The sequence below is a fragment of the Pseudomonas sp. LB3P58 genome, from assembly GCF_054897895.1.
In genome coordinates this window covers 6,530,303-6,551,895 of the sequence record NZ_JBUBVE010000001.1, presented here as the reverse complement: position 1 = coordinate 6,551,895, position 21,593 = coordinate 6,530,303, and the positions used below count along the sequence as shown (strand labels likewise).

The following is a 21,593-nucleotide window of genomic DNA, read 5'->3' as shown; positions in this document are numbered from 1 at the left end:
AAGGGCGGGATTATAGCGTAAACATGACGGGAATGACCCAGCGCTTATTACCCCCGTAAATATGACTTGGGCGAAAGCAGGCGGCATTGCTCATCCGCGGCCTGACCTCCAGTAAATACTGATATTGCCGTCAGTAGCCTGCCGGTAAACCGTATAGGGCAGGAGGACGGTATCGAAAACACCCGACAGGGTGAAATCCACCAATACGAACGGCAAAAGAATACCCGTGGGGTCAGGCGCTGCGTTTAATACGCAAAAGTCGTAGGCCAGACCACTGTAGATACGCGGGATGGACTGACAGTAGGTCTTTTGCTTTCTAAGGCTACGAGCCGAGTCTTCGTCATCCTGCAGTACCGTAACAGCGGTCCCGCAGCCTGATAAAACCAGCGCAAAAGTGCTCAGTAGCACCGTCATTTTCATCGTCAAAATCTGCCCTCCGTGAACGTCAGGCAAACTAGCATCGCGGGTATTCAGGGCACAGTTCATGGGCTCTGTAGATCATGTAGGACGATTCATAAAAACCTGTCCCTAAATCTCGAGTGGCTGTTCTGGCCCCTTCGCGAGCAAGCTGAACTGGTCAAGCAAATCCGGACACCGGTTACGGTGTTTATGCCGCTTTTTGCTCCATAGCTATTGGCGACAGGTAGTTGTTGTAGCTGTGGAGCCTAGTGCGGTTGTAGTACATGAAGAAGCGAACCATGTCGGTTTGTGCTTCTTCGGTGCTGCCGTAGCCTTTGCGAGGTACCCATTCCGACTTCAGCGTTCCGAAAAACCTCTCCGTCGGTGCGTTGTCCCAACATTGCCCACGATGGCTCATGCTCTGCAATATGCCATATCGCTCCAACTCCCCTTGAAACTTGCGGCTCGTGTATTGGCAGCCCTGATCAGAATGGAACATCAGCCCTGGCGCACCTTGTCGAAGGTCTGCTGCCATGCGCAGTGCTTTGCTGACCAAGTTGGCATCATTGATCAGGGAAAACGCCCAGCCAATGACACGCCGCGCAAACAAGTCGATCACGATTGCCAGGTGGCACCAGCGTTTTCCCACTAAAAGACTGTTACATCGCCACACCAGACCTGGTTGATGGCCGCCGGCCTGAAGTTACGTTCGAGTCGATTAGGCGCAACAAAGGCTTCGACCCCCTTGGATCTGAATGGATGCGGTCGGCGCTGTTTGCTGACAATGTTGGCTTCCTTCATCAGCGACGCAGCGAGGCTTCTTCCTACTGGAAAATGCTCGGCCTTCAGGCGTTTGGAGATCATTCTGGAGCCCATACTTTCGCGGCTCTCAGCGTGTAGGTTGACCACCTGAGCCATAAGCTCTTCACGCCTGATTTTGGGGCGGGAGCGCCGCTGAATCCATTCATAGAAGCTACTGCGCTTGACGTTGAAAACACGACACAGCGTGGCGGTCGGATACGACGCTCTCAGCTCCGCGATCATCGAAAACGAGCGGGATCCGACATCAAGAGCGCGGTAGCCTTTTTTAAGATCTCGGCCTCCAACTCCATTTGCTTGATTTTGGCCTTCAGCTCCTGAATCTGACGCTGATCTTCGGTAATCGCTTTGGTTCCTTTTACCGGCTGGCCTTCGCGCTCCTTACGAACCTGTTCGACCCACCGCCGCAAAGCGGTAGGCCCAATGTCCAACGACGCGCAGACGTCTGGAACGGGACAATCATCATCAAGTACCATGCTGGCAGCACGCAGTTTGAACTCGCGCGAATAGACCTTTCTTTCGTTCATGGAGCCTCCAAGTTGGCGAAATCATATCGCCCTTAAGAGGTGTCCGGAATTATTAGGCCAGTTCAAGCCCGCTCCCACACTGGATCTATGTAACGCCGAAGATCCCCTGTGGGAGCGAGCTTGCTCGCGATGGGGATTCAGGCAGCGCTGGAGATATCTTTGGGAAGACGCTGATCAATGACCCGATACAGCGCACTGCTCTCAGGCCAGTTACGCATGAACCTCGCCCGATCCCGCGCATAGGCCGGGGCGAAGCTGCTGAGCGAGGCGTGCTGACACATCGAATCCAGATCAATCAGCGCCCAGCGATCGTGCTGCCAGAACAGGTTATGCCCCTTGAAATCCCCGTGACTGATCCGCTCGCCAATCAGCTCGGCAAACAAATGATCCAGCGCCAGCAATTCGGCTTCCGGCGCCTCACCGCTTTCAACGTAAGGTGCAAACCGCTCGATGATGTCCGGCCCCGGCAAATGCTCGGTCACCAGATAAGCCCGACTGCGGAACCAGAGAAAACGCTTTTCCAGCAACGCCAACGGTTTCGGCGTGGCGATGCCGAGAAACGCCAGGCGATTGCCTTCACGCCAGGAGTGCCAGGCACGGCTCGGGCGCCAGAAGCGTTTGAGCCAGTGGGCAAAACCTTTGATGTTGTAGCGTTTGATCACCAGCGTACGACCCGCCACCTCGACCTTGCCGACGCTCGCCGCGCCGCCGGTCTTGTACAGATGACCCTGATCGAGCAACGCATCGGCCTGCGCCAGCACCGGCAGCATCGCTGCCTCTTCCTCGCGGCGAATCGCCCGCAAGCCGAACGCTCCGCGCTGAACACTGAACAGCGTGCATTCGCGGCCGACCTTGATCAGGAAGTCCTTCAGACGCCAGGTGCGAACCTTGCTGATCTGCTTCTGCAACGCCTCCATGGGCAGGGCATGCTCGCCGTTGCTCAGCAGGTAATACACCAGCAATTCTTCGGTGAAGGGCTCCAGCGACTTGGGCAACTGGGCGAAAAACACCCCGAGGTTTTCCAGGACTTTCTGCCGCGAGAGCGGTTGGCCAGGGGTTTCGGAGCAGACGCCGCCGCCATCGATCAAATACAACCGGCCGCGCTGGCGCAAGAGGTTGTCCAGGTGCAGGTCTTCCTGCCAGAGCCCCTTGCGATGCATTTGGCCGATAGCGCCCAACGCCTCGGCCAGCACAGCCCCTTGCATATCCGCCAGCACCGGCAAATGCTCGACCTGTTTCCAGGTTTCACCGAGGCTTTCGGCGCCCTCGATGAACTCGAACAGCAACCAGCCGCCCTCGCCGTCCTTCAGGCCGTCGGCCAACAGTTGCGGCGTGGTCAAGCCCTGGGCGGCGAGCAAATGCACACCGTTGCGTTCCCGCTGAAAATGCCGCGCCGCTTTGCTGCCGACCAGCAACTTGGCCAGCACCGGCCGCCCACGCCAGACGCCCGCACCGACGTAACGCTGACCGGGCAATACCCGCAGCAGACTGAGCAACTGCAACTCGGCAGGCCCGGCGGCATCGGCCAGTGGAATACTCAGCGGCAGGCTCGGGCTGCGACCTGCGTTTTTCAGTTCCGACAAACGCATCAGCGCGTCTCCTTGTGAGTGCGCCGCGCGGTCAGACGCGTAAGCCAGCTGTCGATCAGCGAACTGTCTTGCGATTGATCCAGATAGGCGGCCAGCAGCTCGCGCAACTGCGCTTCGCTCCACTCAGGCGCCCGACGCAGCAACGGCTCCAGGTCTTTGGCCCGATCACGCAGACCAAACAGCAACGGCCGGGTCTTTTCCAGATCGATCAACTGGGCCAGGTAACCGTCGCCAGTGGCCTGGAGAAAAATGTGCTTGGGGTAGAAGCAACCGTGAACCTGACGCGCGCCGTGCAGGCGCCGGGCCAGTTGCCCACAGGCCTTCAGAATGGCCGAATGCTGTGCCGAACTCAGATCAGACCAGCGCTGCAACAGCGAATCCAGGTCATCCCAACCGTCCAGGGCACGGGTCAGCAGAATCGCCCGGACTTCGCCGTCGACTTTGCGCTCACCGAAAAACGCCGCTTTCAACGCCGGAATACCGAACTTTTCATAGCGACTGATATTGCGAAACTCACGGGCAAAGCTCGGCTCGCCAAAGGGCGCATGCAAGGTGCGCATCTGGTAGTTGCTCTGGCGTTTGAGGTAGTAGCCATGACCTTCCAGATCCAGCCGAAACACGCTGCTCCAGCCACCGCGAGCTGTGTTGGGCTCGTCCACAGCGTCGAGCTGCTTGGCCCAGAGTGCGTCAAAGGTGCCGAGGCCGTGACGCTCAAGCAGCGCACGGTCTTCAGCCGCCAGGAAATCAGTCATTCGCGCCCCTCGAAAAATCTCACCACGTGCCGGATCCGTTTTTTGTCGGCGGCATTCAGCCGATCACACTGGCGGTATTGCAGGTAAAAGCGCAGGCGCTGGGTAGCCGACAAGTGATACTTGGCAACCTTGTCCAGGCACGCCAGGTCCTTGGTGATCCGGTACTTGAGCCAAAAGCCGCGCCAGAAATCGCCATTGGGGCAGTCGATCAAAAACAGCCGGGGCTCATCGTCGATCAACAGGTTGCGCCACTTCAAATCGTTATGGGTGAAGCGGTGGTCGTGCATGGTCCGGGTATAACCCGCCAGCTGCCGGCTGACGTTGTCGACCCAGGCGCGGTCCGTCAGTTTCGGATCATGCCGTTCGGCCAAAGCCGACAAGTCTTCGGTATGCGGCAGCTCACGGGTGATCATTGCCCCGCGATCGTACGCCGCACCGCGACGTTCCAGGCCCCAGGCCACCACTTCAGCGGTAGGAATGCCCCACTTGGCGAAGCGCTTGAGATTCTGCCACTCGGCTTTCACTCGAGGCTTGCCCAGGTAACGGCGCAGACCTTTACCGGCACCCGTGTAGCGTTTGACGTAATAGTTGACGCCATTGCGCTGGACGCGAATGACCTCGGACAACAGGTCGCGCGTCAGGCGTTCTCCCTGAAGCGCAAACACAGCCTCAAGACTGCCGAAATCTTCTGCCAGATCGCTGTACTCAGGCTCCAGTTTCCAACCCGCCATCAGAGCGCATCCCCGTATCGCTGTTTACGGTCGTAGAGTTTGTTGGCCTTGCCTTCGAGCCAGGCGAGCAACCCGGCTTCTTCACCCAGAATCTGGCGCAGGGGCTGCTGGAAATAACCCTTGAGGAAGCGCAATTTGTCGCGACGGGTCAGGCCGATGTCCAGTGCCGAAAAATACAGCGCCGCCAAATCCTTGTTACGCCAGCGTTGGGTAATCGTCGGACGGGTCTGGGCACGGTGCAGGTCGATCACCGAGAGCCTGAAATCGTCGGCCGTCACCGGTTTGTCGGTGTGCAGCAGAAAGTGGCAGATGTAGCAGTCGCGATGGTTGACCCCGGCGCGGTGCATCATGCCGGTCATGCGCGCGACTTCGGCGATCAGCGCGCGCTTGAGTTTTGGCTCGGGCGGCTGCTTGACCCAGTCGATGCTGAAGTCTTCGAGGCTGACAGTGGGCGCCAGCTCTTCGGTGACGATGAACGAATGCTGGTCCGCCGGGTTGCTGCCCTTCTCGCCATAAGCCACGGCGGTCATGGTCGGCACGCCGACTTCCTGCAGGCGCTGGATGGCCTTCCATTCCTGGCCGGCACCGAGCACCGGCAGCTTGGCCGTGAGCAGGTTCTTGAAGATCTCGCCCCAGCCAATGCCACGGTGGATCTTCACGAAAAAGCCACTGCCATTGACTTCGGTACGCAGGGTCCGGCGCGCTTCAAGTTCGCGGTATACCTCGCCCTGGAGGCCCTCGACTTCAGCGAACGGGTCGCGTCCGGCCCAGAGGCTCTTGAACGGTTCAGCCAGCATCAACTTCATTAAGCGTGCTCCGCCAGAATCACATCGGCCGCGTGCTGCGGCATGCTGTAGAGGTCGGCCGTCTCGGCGAAGGCCAGACCGTTGCGGCTCCAGGCCGCCCGTGCTTGAGCGTCGTTCAACATGCCGGTCAGGTACTGAGTCAGCTGCGCCTGATCGAAAGGCTCGTCCAGCACCAGACCGGCGTCGGCCTCGGCGATGTAATGGGCGTAACCACACACCGCACTCACCAGCACCGGCAACCCGGCCACCAGGGCTTCGAGCAACACGGTCCCGGTGTTTTCGTTGTACGCCGGGTGAATCAACAGATCGGCGCCGAGCAGAAAACGCGGGATGTCGCTGCGGCCCTTGAGGAATGTCACGTTATCGCCGAGCCCCAGTGTGGCGCTCTGCACCTGGAATAATTTGGGGTCGTCCTGGCCAATTACAAATAGCCGGGTGCGCTTCTTCAGATCGGCGGGCAATGCGGCCAGCGCCTTGAGGCTACGATCCACGCCCTTGGTCTTGAACCCGGAACCGATTTGCACCAGCAGCAGATCATCGTCTTTCAGGTTGAATTCGCGACGGAATTCGGCACGGATCTCGGCGGCATTGGCCGGCGCGCGACGGTCCTGAGAGATACCCGGCGGCAGCAAATGGAAGCGCTCAAGCGGCGTGTCGTAATGCTTGATGAACAGCGGCTGCTGGACTTCGGAAATCATCAGCACTTCGGTCTTGGCATCCTTGGCGAACACGGCGCGCTCGTACTCGGCGAAGTGCCGGTAGCGACCCCAACGACGGTACAGCGAGTTGCGCAGGTTCTGCGCCTTGTCTTCGAAGCAGCCGTCGGCGGCGTAGTAGACGTCCAGACCCGGCATTTTGTTGAAGCCGATCAAACGGTCCACCGGACGCTTGGCCAGATCCGCTTCCATCCATTCGCTGAGCTTCTCGTTGCGTCGATGATTGAAGAACGCTTTGACCGGCGCCACCAACACTTCGAAGCCCGGTGGAATGTCGCCTTCCCAGATCAGCGTGTAGACCCGAATCTGATGGCCGCGCTGCTGACATTCAAGGGCAATGCGCATGAAATCGCGCTGCAAGCCCCCGAATGGAAAGTACTTGTACAAGACGAATGCCAATTGCATCAGCGCAGCTCCTCAGCCAGTAACAACGTGCTCAGTCGGGTCGCGACACGCTCGGGATTCAGACGCGTGAAGCACAGGGGCCACTCGCGCTTAAGGTCAAACTGACGGGCATCTTCGGCCGTCGGTTGATACATACATTTCTTTTGCATACACGGCGCGCAGGGGAAATCGCTGGCGATGTGAATCTGCGCTTTACCGTAGGCACCGGTCAGGCCCGGGTTGGTCGGGCCAAACAGCGACAGCGTCGGTACGTCCAGTGCAGCGGCGAGGTGACCGAGACCGGTGTCCACCGCCACGCAGGCTTGCGCGCCGGCCAGCACTTTGCCGACACCCGCCAGGTTCAGCTTGGGCAGCACTTCGACGTGCCTCATGTCTTTGGCGATGCGCTCGGCCCGGGCTTTCTCGATCGGATTACCCCACGGCAGCTTCACCGCGACACCGAGATAGCCGACGCGCTCGGCCAACTCGCGCCAGTAGGCTTCAGGCCAGTGCTTGGTGTCCCACGTGGTGCCGTGCAGGAACACCACGTAAGGATTCTTGCGCGGCAATTCCACCAGTCGCTCGACGTTCAGGCCGTAATCGCCCAAACCTTTGGGCAGGTCATAACCCAGGGCCACGGCGAACAGCTGACGCACCCGCTCCACCGCGTGCTGCCCACGGGCCACGGCCAGACGCCGCGAATAGAAGCGTGCGGCAATCGGCTCACGGGCCGAGTTTTTATCCAGCCCGGCCACCGGGGCTTTGGCGTATCGGGTCAGCAAGGCACTTTTCAGCAGGCCCTGGGCATCGATCACCAAATCATATTTGTTGGCGCGAACGCTTTGCTTGAAGCGCTTCCACTCGCCACTCTTGATGGTCTGCCAGATGTTTTTGCGCCAGCGACGGATCGCCACCGGAATCACCTTGCCCACGGCCGGGTGCCAGCTCGGGATTTCGGCGAAGCCTTCTTCCACCACCCAATCGAACTGGATGCCGGGGATCGCCCGTGCCGCGTCGGTCAACGCCGGCAACGCATGAATCACGTCGCCCAGCGAAGAAGTCTTGATCAGCAGTACCCGCAAACTATTTGACCTCGACCACAGTGCCCTGCAAACGCTGCAAGGCTTCGTTCACCGCTTGCGGCATGAGCTGGCGCAGGCAGTTGTAATGACCGAAGCGGCACGTGCGATCGAAGCAGGGGCTGCATTCGATGCCCAGGCGCACGATCTCGACGTGCTCGGCCAGTGGCGGCGTGAAACCCGGCGACGTCGAGCCGTAGACCGCCACCAACGGGCGATTCAGCGCGGCGGCGACGTGCATCAGGCCGGAGTCGTTGGACACCACCGCGTCGGCGCAGGACATCAGGTCGATGGCCTCGGCCAGGGAGGTGCCGCCGCTGAGGTTCACCGACTCTTCACGCAGACCGGGAATCAGCCGCGAACGGATGTCTTCGCCGACGGCGTGATCGTTTTTCGAACCGAACAGCCAGACTTGCCAGCCTTCGCGGATCTTCGCTTCGGCAACCTTGGCATAGTGCTCGGACGGCCAGCGCTTGGACTCGCCGAATTCGGCACCGGGGCACAGCACCAACACCGGGCGGTCGAGGGCCAGGCCGAACTTGGCCATTGCCGCTTCGCGAGTGACCGGGTCGATCTGCAGGCTCGGCCGTGGATAAGGCGTCGGCAGCTCGGCACCGGACTCGTAAGCCAGGGCCATGAAGCGTTCGATCATCAGTGGATAACGTTCTTTATCCAGCGTGCGCACGTCATTGAGCAGGCCGTAGCGGAACTCGCCACGCCAGCCGGTGCGTTTCGGGATGCCGGCGAAGAACGGCACCAATGCCGACTTCAGGGAATTGGGCAGCAGAATCGCCTGGTCGTACTGGCCGGCCAGGGATTTGCCGATGCGCCGACGCGTCGCCAGCTCCAAGGCACCGTGACCGAGCGGAAAGCTCAAGGCCTGGCGTACTTCGGGCATGCGCTCAAGAATCGGCCGGCTCCACTCGGGGGCCAGCACGTCGATTTCGCATTGCGGGTGGCGCTGCTTGAGACACTGAAACAGTGTCTGCGCCATCACCATGTCACCGACCCAACTGGGCCCAACGATCAGAATTTTCATGTGGTTTCCATAAACGAGCCGGGGAGGCATACGCCTCCCCGCCTCGAGAATTCTACAAAACACTGCAGATCTACTGTGGGAGCGAGCTTGCTCGCGATGGCGGCGTGACAGTCAGCATAAATGTTGTATGTGACGGCCTCATCGCGAGCAAGCTCGCTCCCACTTTGGGTATTTGATGTCTCAACTATCCGGTTTCAGCTTAGCCCCAACTCGCGCCAGATCCGCACTACCTGCCGCCGTTCGTCCACGAACTGGTCGCCCGGTATCACCCCGGCGTCCTTCTGCAAGGCCTGCCGGTGAGCGGCTGAACGGTAGGCTTTATAGGCCTCGCGCAACAGGCTGGCGTCTTCGGCGGGCATCAGCCCTTCCTCCTCCAGCCCTTCCAGAATGCGGATATTGTCAGTCCAGCGCAGCAATGGCGGGTGCGATTCGGACCACGCCAGGGCCGCGTATTGCACCATAAATTCAATATCGACGATACCTCCGGCGTCCTGCTTGAGATCGAATGGCGCCGTGGCCTCGAAGGCATTTGCCCCGGTGCCCGCCGCGGTGCTCTTGCTGCCAAGGTTATCGCGCATTTTGGCGCGCATCTCACTGACCTCCTGGCGCAAGGTTGCAAGGTCCCGCGGCTTGCCCAATACCGCCGCGCGGACTTTCTCGAACGCCTGGCCGACGTCCGGGCTGCCCACCAACACCCGCGCCCGCACCAGCGCCTGATGTTCCCAGGTCCAGGCTTCATTTTCCTGATACCGGGCAAACGCACCGAGCGAACTCACCAGCAACCCCGACGCACCGGACGGCCGCAGACGCATGTCCACTTCATACAGCTGACCGGAGTTGGTCTGGGCCGTGAGCAAGTGAATGATCCGCTGCCCCAGCCGAGTAAAGAATTGCGCGCCGTCGATAGGTTTCGGCCCGTCGGTTTCCGCCTGCGGGTCGCCATCGTGGATGAACACCAGGTCCAGGTCCGAACCATGCCCCAGTTCCAGACCGCCGACTTTCCCATAACCGACAATGATAAAGCCGGGATCGCACAAGGTGCCGTCGGTGCGCTGCGGCGTGCCGTATTTGGCCACGGTCTGGCGCCAGGCCAGGGCCAGCACTTGTTCAAGAATCGCTTCGGCGAGCCAGGTCAGGTAATCGCTGACCTTCATCAACGGCAGGCTGCCGGCGATTTCCGAAGCGGCGACGCGCAAGCGGTGCGCCAGTTTGAAATGCCGCAGGGCTTCCATTTGCTGTTCGAGGTCGTCTTCGGGAATCCGCGTCAAACGTTCGCGCAATTCGGCGGCCAGTTCCGGCGCCAGCGGCGGTTTGAACAGCCGACCTTCGTTGAGCAATTCGTCGAGCAGCAGCGGGAAGCGGGTGATCTGTTCGGCGATCCACGGACTCGCGGCGCACAAGGTCAACAAACGTCGCAGCGCGCCGGGATTCTCGGTCAGCAACACCAGATACGCGGAACGACGGGCCACGGCCTCCACCAGCGGCAATACTCTTTCCAGCACCAGATCCGGATTGGCGTGTTCGACAGCCTGAGCCAGCAACCGCGGAATAAAGGCATCAAGGCGCTCACGCCCCAAGCGCTGCATCGCGCGCAATTGCGGACTGCTGCGCAAGCCAGCCAAGGCTTTCAAAGCCTTGGAGGCATCGACGAAGCCACCCTCTTCCAACTGACGACAAGCGGCCTCTTCATCCTGAGCTTCTTCCCACAGCGGCAGCCATTCGCCGCCGACCACCACTTCGCTTTCGGTGCCTTCCTCTTCGTCGGGGTCGGCAATCACCTGGCCAAAGTGCCAGGCCACGCGACCGCGCCAATACATAAGCTGTTCGTGGAAAGCCGTCCAATCAGCGAAGCCCAACATAAAGGCAATACGCGCCTGATCCTGAGCGCCGTCCGGCAGCATCTGGGTCTGGCGATCGGCGATCGCCTGGATCGCGTGCTCGGTGTACCGCAGGAATTCGTAGCCTTCGCGCAGTTCGCTGATCACCGCCGGCGGCAGGTAACCCTGACCTTCCAGCGTGCTCAGTACTTTTAATAGAGGACGTTGTTGCAGGCTCAGGTCGCGGCCGCCGTGGATCAGCTGGAACGCCTGGGCGATAAATTCGACTTCACGAATGCCACCGGAGCCGAGTTTGATGTTGTCGGCCATGCCCTTGCGCCGGACTTCCTGCTGAATCAGCTGCTTCATGGTGCGCAGCGCTTCGATCGCCGAGAAGTCGAGGTAACGCCGGTAAACGAACGGCCGCAGCATGTCTTGCAATTGCGCACCGGCCACTTGATCGCCGGCCACCACCCGCGACTTGATCATCGCGTAGCGTTCCCAGTCGCGGCCCTGATCCTGGTAATACTGCTCCAGCGCGTTGAAACTCAGCACCAATGCGCCGGCCGAACCGTAAGGCCGCAGGCGCATGTCGACGCGGAATACAAAACCGTCGACGGTCATCGGGTCCAGAGCCTTGATCAGGCGCTGGCCGAGACGGATGAAGAACTCCTGGTTATCCAGCGAGCGTTTGACGCCGACGGTTTCGCCGCCTTCGGGATAGGCGAAGATCAGGTCGATGTCCGACGACAGGTTGAGTTCCACCGCGCCGAGCTTGCCCATGCCGAGAATGACCATTTGCTGCGGCTCGCCGCTGCGCCGGCCAGTCGGCACGCCGAACTGCTGACAATGCCGCGAGTACAACCACTGATAGGCCTGATCGATGCTGGCATCGGCCATGTCCGAGAGGTCGCGGCAGGTCTGGATCAGATCGCACTGACGCGTCAGGTCGCGCCAGATGATCCGCACTTGATGACGGGTACGTTGACGACGCAGGGCGCGACCGAGCCCATCGTCGGTTTCTGCTGAATTCACCGCGGCCGCAATCTGTGCGCACAACTCGCCGGGCGCAAAACTTCGGTCCAGCTCACCGGACTGCACCAGCTCCAGCAACATCAACGGGTCACGGACACTTTGTTCAATCACGAAGTCGCTGGCAGCGGTGACGCGGGCGAATTGCGCCCAGCGTTCAGGCGTCCAGCCGGTCAGGCCATGATCGTCGGGAAGCCCCGCGACAGCCGCACGGAACGACTGCTCGGCGCGGGTGACAAACGGCAGGAGGATGCCAGGCAGTTCGGCAAGCGAAGGGAGGCTCATGGTCTATCCTTGATCGGCGTGTAGAGGGCTGCATGTAGTGATTCGCGAGAATGCACTACCTGATCGACTGTCGAACAAAGGTTAGAAATAGCTGAAATTTCTTTATTTTTGGCAGACAGCATCAAGCTTTCACCTTTTCTGGTTGGCAAAAGACCAACCTTAACGATTATTCTCACAACGCAGCTGGAGGCCACAAGCCGCTCATCTGTAGTTTTACTACTCGTATATACATTCGAAAGGCTGAAATGCCCGATGATTTGTAGTAAAACTACACGCCGCCGGAACAACCTCTCGGCAATCCAAGAATTTATATCGTCTGCCCACAAGGCCAGTCGCAAACTCAGGCAACCGATTCTGGAAGCCTTTCCGCCCTGGAGCAAGCCATGCAAGACCTCGATCCCGTCGAAACCCAGGAATGGTTGGACGCCCTGGAATCGGTTCTCGACAAAGAAGGCGAAGACCGCGCTCACTATCTGATGACCCGTATGGGCGAACTCGCAACCCGTAGCGGTTCGCAATTGCCTTACGCCATCACCACGCCATACCGCAACACGATCCCCGTTACCCACGAAGCACGCATGCCTGGCGACCTGTTCATGGAACGCCGCATTCGCTCGTTGGTACGCTGGAACGCGATGGCCATGGTGATGCGTACGAACCTGAAAGATTCTGACCTGGGCGGTCACATCTCCAGCTTCGCCTCCAGCGCAACCCTGTACGACATCGGCTTCAACTATTTCTTCCAGGCCCCGACCGACGAGCACGGCGGCGACCTGATCTACTTCCAGGGCCACACTTCGCCAGGCGTTTACGCCCGTGCGTTCATGGAAGGCCGCATCACCGAAGACCAGATGAACAACTTCCGCCAGGAAGTGGACGGTCAGGGCCTGTCGTCCTATCCGCACCCTTGGCTGATGCCTGATTTCTGGCAGTTCCCGACTGTATCCATGGGTCTGGGCCCGATCCAGGCGATCTACCAGGCACGCTTCATGAAGTACCTGGAAGCCCGTGGCTTCATCCCTGAAGGCAAGCAAAAAGTCTGGTGCTTCCTGGGCGACGGCGAGTGTGACGAACCAGAATCCCTGGGCGCGATCTCGCTGGCTGGCCGTGAGAAGCTCGACAACCTGATCTTCGTTATTAACTGCAACCTGCAGCGCCTTGATGGCCCGGTTCGCGGCAACGGCAAGATCATCCAGGAACTCGAAGGCGTGTTCCGCGGTGCTCAGTGGAACGTGACCAAAGTCATCTGGGGCCGTTTCTGGGACCCACTGCTGGCCAAAGACGTCGACGGTATCCTGCAACGTCGCATGGACGAAGTCATCGACGGCGAGTACCAGAACTACAAAGCCAAAGACGGCGCGTTTGTTCGTGAACACTTCTTCAACTCGCCAGAACTCAAGGCGATGGTTGCTGATCTGTCCGACGACGAGATCTGGAAACTCAACCGTGGCGGCCACGACCCGTACAAGGTCTACGCGGCGTACCACGAAGCGGTCAACCACAAAGAACAACCGACCGTCATCCTGGCCAAGACCATCAAAGGTTATGGCACCGGTGCCGGCGAAGCGAAGAACACCGCGCACAACACCAAGAAGGTTGATGTTGAAAGCCTGAAGCTGTTCCGCGATCGTTTCGACATCCCGGTCAAGGACGAAGAGCTGGAAAACCTGCCGTTCTTCAAGCCAGAGCCAAACAGCGCTGAAGCCCGTTACCTGAGCGAGCGCCGCACTGCACTGGGCGGTTTCGTGCCACAGCGCCGTGCCAAAAGCTTCGACATCCCGACGCCATCGCTGGATACCCTCAAGGCAATCCTGGACGGCTCGGGCGACCGTGAAATTTCCACCACCATGGCCTTCGTGCGGATCCTCGCGCAGCTGGTCAAGGACAAGGAAATCGGTTCGCGCATCGTTCCGATCATCCCGGACGAAGCCCGTACCTTTGGTATGGAAGGCATGTTCCGTCAGTTGGGCATCTACTCGTCCGTCGGCCAGCTCTACGAGCCAGTCGATAAAGACCAGGTGATGTTCTACAAAGAAGACAAGAAGGGCCAGATCCTCGAAGAAGGCATCAACGAAGCGGGCGCCATGAGCTCCTTCATCGCTGCCGGTACTTCGTACTCCAGCCACAACCAGCCGATGCTGCCGTTCTACATCTTCTACTCGATGTTCGGTTTCCAGCGTATTGGCGACCTGGCCTGGGCCGCTGGCGACAGCCGCACCCGTGGCTTCCTGATCGGCGGCACCGCCGGCCGGACCACGCTGAACGGCGAAGGCCTGCAACACGAAGACGGTCACAGCCACATCCTGGCTGCCACCATCCCGAACTGCCGCACCTTTGATCCAACCTACGGCTACGAGCTGGCGGTGATCATTCAGGACGGCATGAAGAAGATGACCGAAGAGCAGCAGGACGTTTTCTACTACATCACCGTGATGAACGAGTCCTATCAGCAGCCAGCCATGCCGGCCGGTGTCGAGGAAGGCATCATCAAGGGCATGTACCTGCTCGAGGAAGACACCCGCGAAGCGGCGCACCACGTTCAGCTGATGGGCTCCGGCACCATCCTGCGCGAAGTTCGTGAAGCGGCGAAAATCCTGCGTGAACAGTTCAACGTCGGCGCTGACGTGTGGAGCGTTACCAGCTTCAACGAACTGCGTCGCGACGGCCTGGCCGTAGAGCGCAGCAACCGTCTGCACCCGGGTCAGAAGCCTAAACTGAGCTATGTCGAAGAGTGCCTGAACGGCCGTCAAGGTCCGGTCATCGCGTCTACCGACTACATGAAGCTGTTCGCTGAGCAAATTCGTCAGTGGGTCCCGTCCAAGGAATTCAAAGTCCTGGGCACCGACGGTTTCGGCCGCAGTGACAGCCGTAAGAAGCTGCGTCACTTCTTCGAAGTCGACCGTCATTTCGTGGTGTTGGCAGCCCTGGAAGCCTTGGCTGACCGTGGTGATATCGAACCTAAAGTGGTGGCTGAAGCCATCGCCAAGTTCGGGATCAACCCGGAAAAACGCAACCCACTGGACTGCTGAGGAGACACTCTGTGAGCGAACTCATTCGCGTACCTGACATCGGCAGCGGTGAAGGTGAAGTAATCGAACTATTTGTGAAAGTCGGCGACCGCGTGGAAGCTGACCAGAGCATCCTGACGCTTGAGTCGGACAAGGCGAGCATGGAAATCCCTGCTCCCAAGGCCGGCATCGTCAAAAGCCTGAAAGTGAAGCTGGGCGATCGCCTGAAAGAAGGCGACGAACTGCTGGAGCTGGAAGTCGAAGGTGCCGCTGCTGCGGCCCCTGCGGCTGCCGCTGCGCCGGCTGCCAAAGCTGAAGCGAAACCGGCTGCTGCTCCTGCTCCGGCAGCAACTGCACCTGCCGCTGCTCCCGCTGCTGCAACCACCCTGCAAGTGCACGTGCCGGACATCGGCTCGTCGGGCAAGGCCCAGATCATCGAGATCCAGGTCAAGGTCGGCGACACCGTCGAGGCTGATCAGTCGCTGATCACCCTGGAATCCGACAAGGCCAGCATGGAAATTCCTTCGCCCGCCGCTGGCGTGGTCGAAAGCATCAGCGTCAAGCTCAACGACGAAGTCGGCACTGGCGACCTGATTCTGGCCCTGAAAGTGGCAGGTGCCGCGGCACCGGCTGCGGCCGCGCCAGCTCAGGCGGCGGCACCTGCTGCCGCTGCTCCAGCGCCAGCCGCTGCGGCCCCGGCTGCACCGGTTGCCGACAGCGTTCAGGACATTCATGTCCCGGACATCGGCTCTTCGGGCAAGGCCAAGATCATCGAAGTCCTGGTCAAGGCCGGCGATACCGTTGAAGCCGATCAGTCGCTGATCACCCTGGAATCCGACAAGGCGAGCATGGAAATTCCATCGCCTGCCGCTGGCGTGGTGGAAAGCGTTTCCATCAAGCTGGATGACGAAGTCGGTACCGGCGACCTGATCCTGAAGCTGAAAGTCAAAGGCGTTGCGCCTGCTGCTGCCCCGGCTCCAGCCGCTGCTGCTCCTAGTGCTCCAGCTCCAGCCGCTGCTGCACCTGCCGCAGCCGCACCTGCTGCTACCCCGGTTGCGGCTCCAGCCAAGCCGGGCGCCAAAGTTCACGCCGGCCCAGCCGTGCGTCAACTGGCTCGCGAGTTCGGCGTCGAGCTGAACGCCGTCGGCGCCAGCGGTCCACACGGTCGCATCCTGAAAGAAGACGTGCAGGTTTACGTCAAAGCCATGATGCAGAAGGCCAAGGAAGCACCGGCCGCTGCTGCTGGCGCAACCGGCGGCGCGGGCATCCCGCCGATTCCGGTCGTAGACTTCAGCCGCTTCGGTGAAACCGAAGAAGTGCCGATGACCCGCCTGATGCAAATCGGCGCGTCGAGCCTGCACCGCAGCTGGCTGAACATTCCGCACGTGACTCAGTTCGATTCGGCTGATATCACCGACCTGGAAGCGTTCCGTATTGCTCAGAAAGCCGTTGCAGAGAAGGCTGGCGTTAAGCTGACCATCCTGCCGCTGCTGCTCAAGTCCTGCGCGCACCTGCTCAAGGAACTGCCGGACTTCAACAGTTCGCTGGCACCAAGCGGCAAAGCGATCATCCGCAAGAAGTACGTGAACATCGGCTTCGCCGTCGACACCCCTGAAGGCCTGCTGGTACCGGTCATCAAGAACGTCGATCAGAAGAGCCTGCTGCAACTGGCAGCCGAAGCCGCCGTGCTGGCCGCCAAAGCCCGCGACAAAAAGCTCACCGCTGACGACATGCAAGGCGCCTGCTTCACCATTTCCAGCCTCGGCCACATTGGCGGCACCGGCTTCACGCCGATCGTCAACGCGCCGGAAGTGGCGATCCTCGGTGTTTCCAAGGCAACCATTCAGCCAGTCTGGGACGGCAAAGCCTTCCAGCCGAAACTGATGCTGCCACTGTCGCTGTCCTACGATCACCGTGTGATCAACGGCGCCGCTGCTGCACGCTTCACCAAGCGTCTGAGCGACCTGCTGGCGGACATCCGCACCATCCTGCTGTAACACCGATCGGCCCTCCTTCACCGGAGGGCCCGTCGCGTTCCACGTTTTCCGAGCGCCACGCTCGTACCTCAACCCCGCCAGTTTGGCGGGGCTTTTTTTGCCTGCAAGAAAGCCAGGCAACATCCTTTTCCTACGTTCGCGGCTTACGTCGCCCACAATGCCAGTCCATTTCTGCTCGATATTTTTCGCAAACCAATAACTAAGCTTAGTTTAACTAATTATCACTGATAACTTTCACCAGCCTCTTTTGCTTAGTTAGCATCAATTCGAATGGATTCGAACATGTTTAAACCGACTGTCGGCCCTATTATTGGCCACACCACAACTAGTCACGCACGCATCTTCTTGCGGGGCGAGCTACAAAACAACGCTTTAGTATTTGCGGGTATTCGTTATCGGATTTTTGGCGAAGTGCGCTGGTCCCAAGGTGTATTTGCAAAGTTGACGATCTTGCGTGATATGTCCGATGTCATTTCGCTCAACGACCTTGCCACCGATGCCGAGTACGAGTACCAGGCAGGCTGGTTCAGCCCCATGAGCCCGGTGCACACCGTGGAAACGGTTCAGGAACTGCCGCTGCAATGGCCGCGGGGTATCTACCGGTTTCGCACACAGTCCAGCAAAACCAAGATTCCACGGGCCTATATCGTCGGTTCATGTCGTTACCTGCGCATGACCACTGGCGTCCCGGCGGCACCGCATCTGGGGGACCGGATTTTTGCCTCGATCACGAATCTGGCGCAGCAGGCCGAACCGCCCATCAGCGCCATGTTGATGACCGGCGATCAAATCTATGTCGACGACCTGAACGTCATTGCTCCCGACCGGGAATACGAGGAAATACTCAGTAAGTACCGCGCAGCTTTTTCCCAACCCAATATTGCAAAGTTAATGTCCAGCGTGCCGACTTACATGATCCTCGACGATCATGAAATTGAAGACAACTGGCCCGCCAACGAAAGTAAGGCCGATGCCTATTTATACAAAAACGCCATCACAGCGTATGAGTTATATCAAGCCAGTCACAGCCCGGCACATGAACTTCTTTCCAACGGGCAAATAAATAGAAAACTGGAACACTATTGGTATCAATTCGCCGAAGGCGATATCGAATGGTTTGTCACTGACAGTCGAACCCGACGCAACCTCTCGGCCAATGATCGACGCATCCTCGACGAAGAGCAGGAACAAGCCTTGTGCAAATGGTTGATTCACACTCCGGCCAGAGTCAAATTCGTGGTCACCAGCGTGATGTTCTACCCCGACCGCAAAGCCCATGGTGATGACGCGTGGAAGGCCTTTCCCGAACAACGTCTGCGGCTGCTGGAGACGATTCGTACGCACCGCATCAAGAACGTCATCTTCGTTTCCGGTGATGTCCATGGCTCCCTGACCAGTCGCCTGACTCACAGCGAGGACCCGGATTTCGAGGTGCACACCATCGTCTCCTCACCCTTGTGCAACAGCAAACTGCTGCCGTACGCCAAGGCCTCCACCTTCATCCTCGATCAACCATTGGCGCGAACAGCCGCTGGCGACTATCAGCATGAACTGACCAGCCAGGTGGTCAGCCAGGACAACTTTGCCCATGTGGTCGTCGATGCCGAACAGGTTCGTGTCAGCTATCACGACCGGGACGGCAACTTTTTGCAGTCGACCAGCATCCCGCTCCGCTGAGCCCTTGAGGGCCAAATGCATTAGTTTCGGCCCGGCGCTGGAGAAATCTTCGCGCCGGCCGACATATTCTTATAGCACTTGGCCTTCATGTCTCTTGTCAGTCAGTGTCGCAATGATGCAACCTTGCCGCAGGTAACAGTAAAGAGGGCGAGAGCCCGGCGCGATCAGCCTATTCGAAGTGAGTTTCCTTCCATATGAAGAGCCAACCCGATGCCGCCAGCCGTATGGTGGCCGAGGTAGTGACGCAGTTGCCTGTGCCCTCGCGGCTCGGCATGCTTCGTTTCGAACGGCTGAATGAAGCGAGCTGGGCGCTGCTGTTTCTCGATCCCAATTGCGAACGACAGTTCGGCCTGCCGGCTGTGGAGCTCTGCGCTCTGGTCGGCTCGCCCTACGCCAGCCTGATGGAGCCCGAAGCGCGTTACCAACTGCATGACGCGGTTCAGCAGCAACTCACCGAAAGCCCGCATTACCTGATCCGCTACACCCTGCACACCGCCGCCGGTTCCTTGAACCTGCTGGAATTGGGCGAAGCCTACAAACAACACAATCGACACCTGCTGCGCGGCTACCTGCTGGTGGTCGACGGCCTGTTCGAGGGCGAGCAACTGCTGCCGGCCCTGGACCTCGAAACCCAGAACTCTCGCCTGCAAATCGCCCTGGAACTCAATCAGCGCGCGCAGCAGGAACAGCTTCTGCACCTGGACCGGGTGCGCGCCCAGCAAGACTTGATCCTGCTGCTGACCCGCCAGCGCTATAGCAGCAACAACTCCCTGAAAGAAGCCGCCGAACTGATCACTCGCAGTGCCTGTGACATTTACGAAATCGACTGCGCCAGCCTGTGGAACCTCGAAGGTTCACTGCTCGTACCAATTTCGGCCTATCACCGCGCCAGCCAGGAATACCTGCTGCCGGAGCCGATCGACGTCAGCAACTTCCCCGACTACGTGGAAGCCTTGCACACCGGCCGCGCCATCGACGCCCACAACGCCATACGCGACCCGCGCACCCGGGAAATGGCCGAACACCTGCGCCCACGCGATGTGAATGCGATGCTCGACGCCAGCATCCGCGTCGATGGCCAAGTGGTCGGCGTACTCTGCCTGGAACAGACCGGTATGACCCGCGCCTGGCAATCGGACGAAATTGCTTTCGCCGGTGAGTTGGCGGATCAGTTTGCCCAAGTCATCAACAACCACAACCGCCGCACCGCCACCAGCGCCCTGCACCTGTTCCAGCGTGCGGTAGAGCAAAGCGCCAACGCCTTTTTGCTGGTTAGTTGCGATGGCGTGGTGGAATACGTCAACCCGAGCTTCACGGCGATCACCCAGTACACCACCGAAGAAGTCCACGGCCAGCGGCTGTCGGAACTGCCGGCACTGGAAAACCTCAGCGAACTGTTATTCGACGCGCACTCGGCGCTGGCCAAGAGCAACAGTTGGCAGGGTGAGTTCAAAAGCCGCCGCAAAAACCTCGAACCCTACTGGGGCCAGTTGTCGATTTCCAAGGTCTACGGCGACAACCGCGAGCTGACGCATTACATCGGCATCTACGAAGACATCACCCAGACCAAGCTCGCTCAGCAACGCATCGAGCGTCTGGCTTACACCGATAACCTGACCAACCTCGGCAACCGCCCGGCCTTCATCCGCAATCTCGATGAACGTTTCGCCCGAGACAGCGATACCCCGATCAGCTTGTTGCTGGTGGACATCGACAACTTCAAGCGGATCAACGACAGCCTCGGCCACCAGACCGGTGACAAACTGCTGATCAGCCTGGCCCGACGCCTGCGCAACAGCCTGAGCCCGAGTGGCAGCCTGGCGCGGTTCGCCAGTAACGAATTCGCCGTGTTGCTGGACGACACCGACCTGCGTGCGGGCCAACAGATCGCCAATCAATTGCTGGCGACCCTCGACAAGCCGATGTTCGTCGACAACCAGCTGATCAGCGTCACCGGCTCCGTGGGCCTGGCCTGCGCGCCGTTGCACGGTCGCGATCCGCAAACCCTGATGCGCAACGCAGGTCTCGCGCTGCATAAGGCCAAGGCCAACGGCAAACACCAGGTTCAGGTGTTCACCGAAGCGCTGAACGCCGAAGCCAGCTACAAACTGTTCGTCGAAAACAACCTGCGCCGCGCCCTGACCCAGAACGAGCTGGACGTGTTCTACCAGCCCAAGCTCTGCCTGCGCAGTGGTCGCCTGCTGGGGATGGAAGCGCTGCTGCGCTGGAACCATCCGGAAAAAGGCATGATCCGCCCGGACCAGTTCATCAGCGTCGCCGAAGAAACCGGGCTGATCATTCCGATTGGCAAATGGATCGCCCGCCAGGCCTGCCGCATGAGCAAAGACCTGACCGCCGCGGGCCTGGGCAATCTTCAGGTGGCAATCAACCTGTCGCCCAAGCAGTTCTCCGATCCGGACCTGGTGTCGTCCATCGCTAACATCCTCAAGGAAGAAGCGCTGCCGGCCAACCTGCTGGAACTCGAACTCACCGAAGGCCTGCTGCTGGAAGCCACCGAAGACACCCACTTGCAGCTCGATCAGCTCAAGCGCCTGGGCCTGACCCTGGCCATGGATGACTTCGGCACCGGTTACTCGTCGCTCAGTTACTTGAAAAAATTCCCGATCGACATCATTAAGATTGATCGAAGCTTCATCCACGAAATCCCCGACAACCAGGACGACATGGAAATCACCTCCGCGGTGATCGCCATGGCCCACAACCTGAAACTCAAGGTCGTGGCTGAAGGCATCGAAACCGCCGAGCAGTTGGCGTTCCTGCGCCGTCACCGCTGCGACGTCGGCCAGGGTTACCTGTTCGACCGACCGATTCCGGGCACCGAGCTGATCGAAAAGCTCAAGCGCTATCCGCGTGGCCCGATCGCCTGACAGCAATTACTTGTGGGACACCCCAATCCCTGTGGGAGTGAGCCTGCT

General features: G+C 59.6%; 16 protein-coding genes. 4 read left to right on the top strand and 12 right to left on the bottom strand.

Going from position 1 to position 21,593, the window contains the following annotated elements; genetic code table 11:
* Positions 1-90: 90 nt before the first annotated feature.
* From ACYZTZ_RS30465 to glnE, 12 genes are all read right to left on the bottom strand, one after another.
* Positions 91-426 carry a YceK/YidQ family lipoprotein gene (locus ACYZTZ_RS30465; protein ID WP_462000732.1) on the bottom strand — a complete coding sequence of 112 codons (336 nt, stop codon included), beginning with the start codon at positions 424-426 and terminating at the stop codon, positions 91-93.
* A 181-nt stretch (positions 427-607) separates the two neighbouring features.
* On the bottom strand, positions 608-1,048 hold the full coding sequence (locus ACYZTZ_RS30460) for an IS3 family transposase (protein ID WP_462000574.1): 441 nt from the start codon (positions 1,046-1,048) through the stop codon (positions 608-610).
* On the bottom strand, positions 1,048-1,443 hold the full coding sequence (locus ACYZTZ_RS30455; RefSeq protein WP_462000573.1) for an IS3 family transposase: 396 nt from the start codon (positions 1,441-1,443) through the stop codon (positions 1,048-1,050). Before ACYZTZ_RS30455 ends, ACYZTZ_RS30460 begins: the two co-directional genes overlap by 1 nt.
* Entirely contained in the window at positions 1,440-1,745 is a 306-nt protein-coding gene (locus tag ACYZTZ_RS30450) for a transposase (protein WP_056742306.1), read from the bottom strand. The genes ACYZTZ_RS30455 and ACYZTZ_RS30450 overlap by 4 nt, the downstream gene beginning before the upstream one ends.
* A gap of 137 nt (positions 1,746-1,882) precedes the next feature.
* Positions 1,883-3,334: a lipopolysaccharide kinase InaA family protein gene (locus tag ACYZTZ_RS30445; RefSeq protein WP_462000572.1), complete on the bottom strand. Its 1,452-nt coding sequence runs from the start codon at positions 3,332-3,334 to the stop codon at positions 1,883-1,885.
* Positions 3,334-4,086: a lipopolysaccharide kinase InaA family protein gene (locus ACYZTZ_RS30440; protein ID WP_046045676.1), complete on the bottom strand. Its 753-nt coding sequence runs from the start codon at positions 4,084-4,086 to the stop codon at positions 3,334-3,336. The genes ACYZTZ_RS30445 and ACYZTZ_RS30440 overlap by 1 nt, the downstream gene beginning before the upstream one ends.
* Positions 4,083-4,817 carry a lipopolysaccharide kinase InaA family protein gene (locus ACYZTZ_RS30435; RefSeq protein WP_462000571.1) on the bottom strand — a complete coding sequence of 245 codons (735 nt, stop codon included), beginning with the start codon at positions 4,815-4,817 and terminating at the stop codon, positions 4,083-4,085. Before ACYZTZ_RS30435 ends, ACYZTZ_RS30440 begins: the two co-directional genes overlap by 4 nt.
* Complete coding sequence (gene rfaP, locus ACYZTZ_RS30430; RefSeq protein ID WP_462000570.1) at positions 4,817-5,623, bottom strand: lipopolysaccharide core heptose(I) kinase RfaP; 807 nt, start codon at positions 5,621-5,623, stop codon at positions 4,817-4,819. The genes ACYZTZ_RS30435 and rfaP overlap by 1 nt, the downstream gene beginning before the upstream one ends.
* Positions 5,623-6,744, bottom strand: coding sequence for a glycosyltransferase family 4 protein (locus tag ACYZTZ_RS30425; RefSeq protein ID WP_056746459.1), 1,122 nt, complete (start codon positions 6,742-6,744; stop codon positions 5,623-5,625). The genes rfaP and ACYZTZ_RS30425 overlap by 1 nt, the downstream gene beginning before the upstream one ends.
* Positions 6,744-7,805, bottom strand: coding sequence for a lipopolysaccharide heptosyltransferase RfaC (rfaC, locus tag ACYZTZ_RS30420; RefSeq protein ID WP_462000569.1), 1,062 nt, complete (start codon positions 7,803-7,805; stop codon positions 6,744-6,746). Before rfaC ends, ACYZTZ_RS30425 begins: the two co-directional genes overlap by 1 nt.
* 1 nt (position 7,806) lies before the next feature.
* Positions 7,807-8,841: a lipopolysaccharide heptosyltransferase II gene (waaF, locus tag ACYZTZ_RS30415; protein ID WP_462000568.1), complete on the bottom strand. Its 1,035-nt coding sequence runs from the start codon at positions 8,839-8,841 to the stop codon at positions 7,807-7,809.
* A gap of 194 nt (positions 8,842-9,035) precedes the next feature.
* Positions 9,036-11,975 carry a bifunctional [glutamate--ammonia ligase]-adenylyl-L-tyrosine phosphorylase/[glutamate--ammonia-ligase] adenylyltransferase gene (gene glnE / locus ACYZTZ_RS30410; protein WP_462000567.1) on the bottom strand — a complete coding sequence of 980 codons (2,940 nt, stop codon included), beginning with the start codon at positions 11,973-11,975 and terminating at the stop codon, positions 9,036-9,038.
* Positions 11,976-12,358: 383 nt separating this feature from the next.
* Between glnE and aceE the strand changes: the two genes are divergently transcribed.
* The 4 genes from aceE (at position 12,359) to ACYZTZ_RS30390 (ending at position 21,545) form a co-directional block, all read left to right on the top strand.
* Positions 12,359-15,004, top strand: a complete 2,646-nt coding sequence (aceE, locus tag ACYZTZ_RS30405) for a pyruvate dehydrogenase (acetyl-transferring), homodimeric type (RefSeq protein ID WP_462000566.1) — start codon at positions 12,359-12,361, stop codon at positions 15,002-15,004.
* 11 nt (positions 15,005-15,015) lie between these two features.
* Positions 15,016-16,980: a dihydrolipoyllysine-residue acetyltransferase gene (gene aceF / locus ACYZTZ_RS30400; protein ID WP_462000565.1), complete on the top strand. Its 1,965-nt coding sequence runs from the start codon at positions 15,016-15,018 to the stop codon at positions 16,978-16,980.
* A gap of 282 nt (positions 16,981-17,262) precedes the next feature.
* Positions 17,263-18,657, top strand: a complete 1,395-nt coding sequence (locus ACYZTZ_RS30395; RefSeq protein ID WP_462000564.1) for an alkaline phosphatase D family protein — start codon at positions 17,263-17,265, stop codon at positions 18,655-18,657.
* 194 nt (positions 18,658-18,851) lie between these two features.
* Entirely contained in the window at positions 18,852-21,545 is a 2,694-nt protein-coding gene (locus ACYZTZ_RS30390; RefSeq protein WP_462000563.1) for a putative bifunctional diguanylate cyclase/phosphodiesterase, read from the top strand.
* The last annotated feature ends 48 nt before the right edge of the window (positions 21,546-21,593 follow it).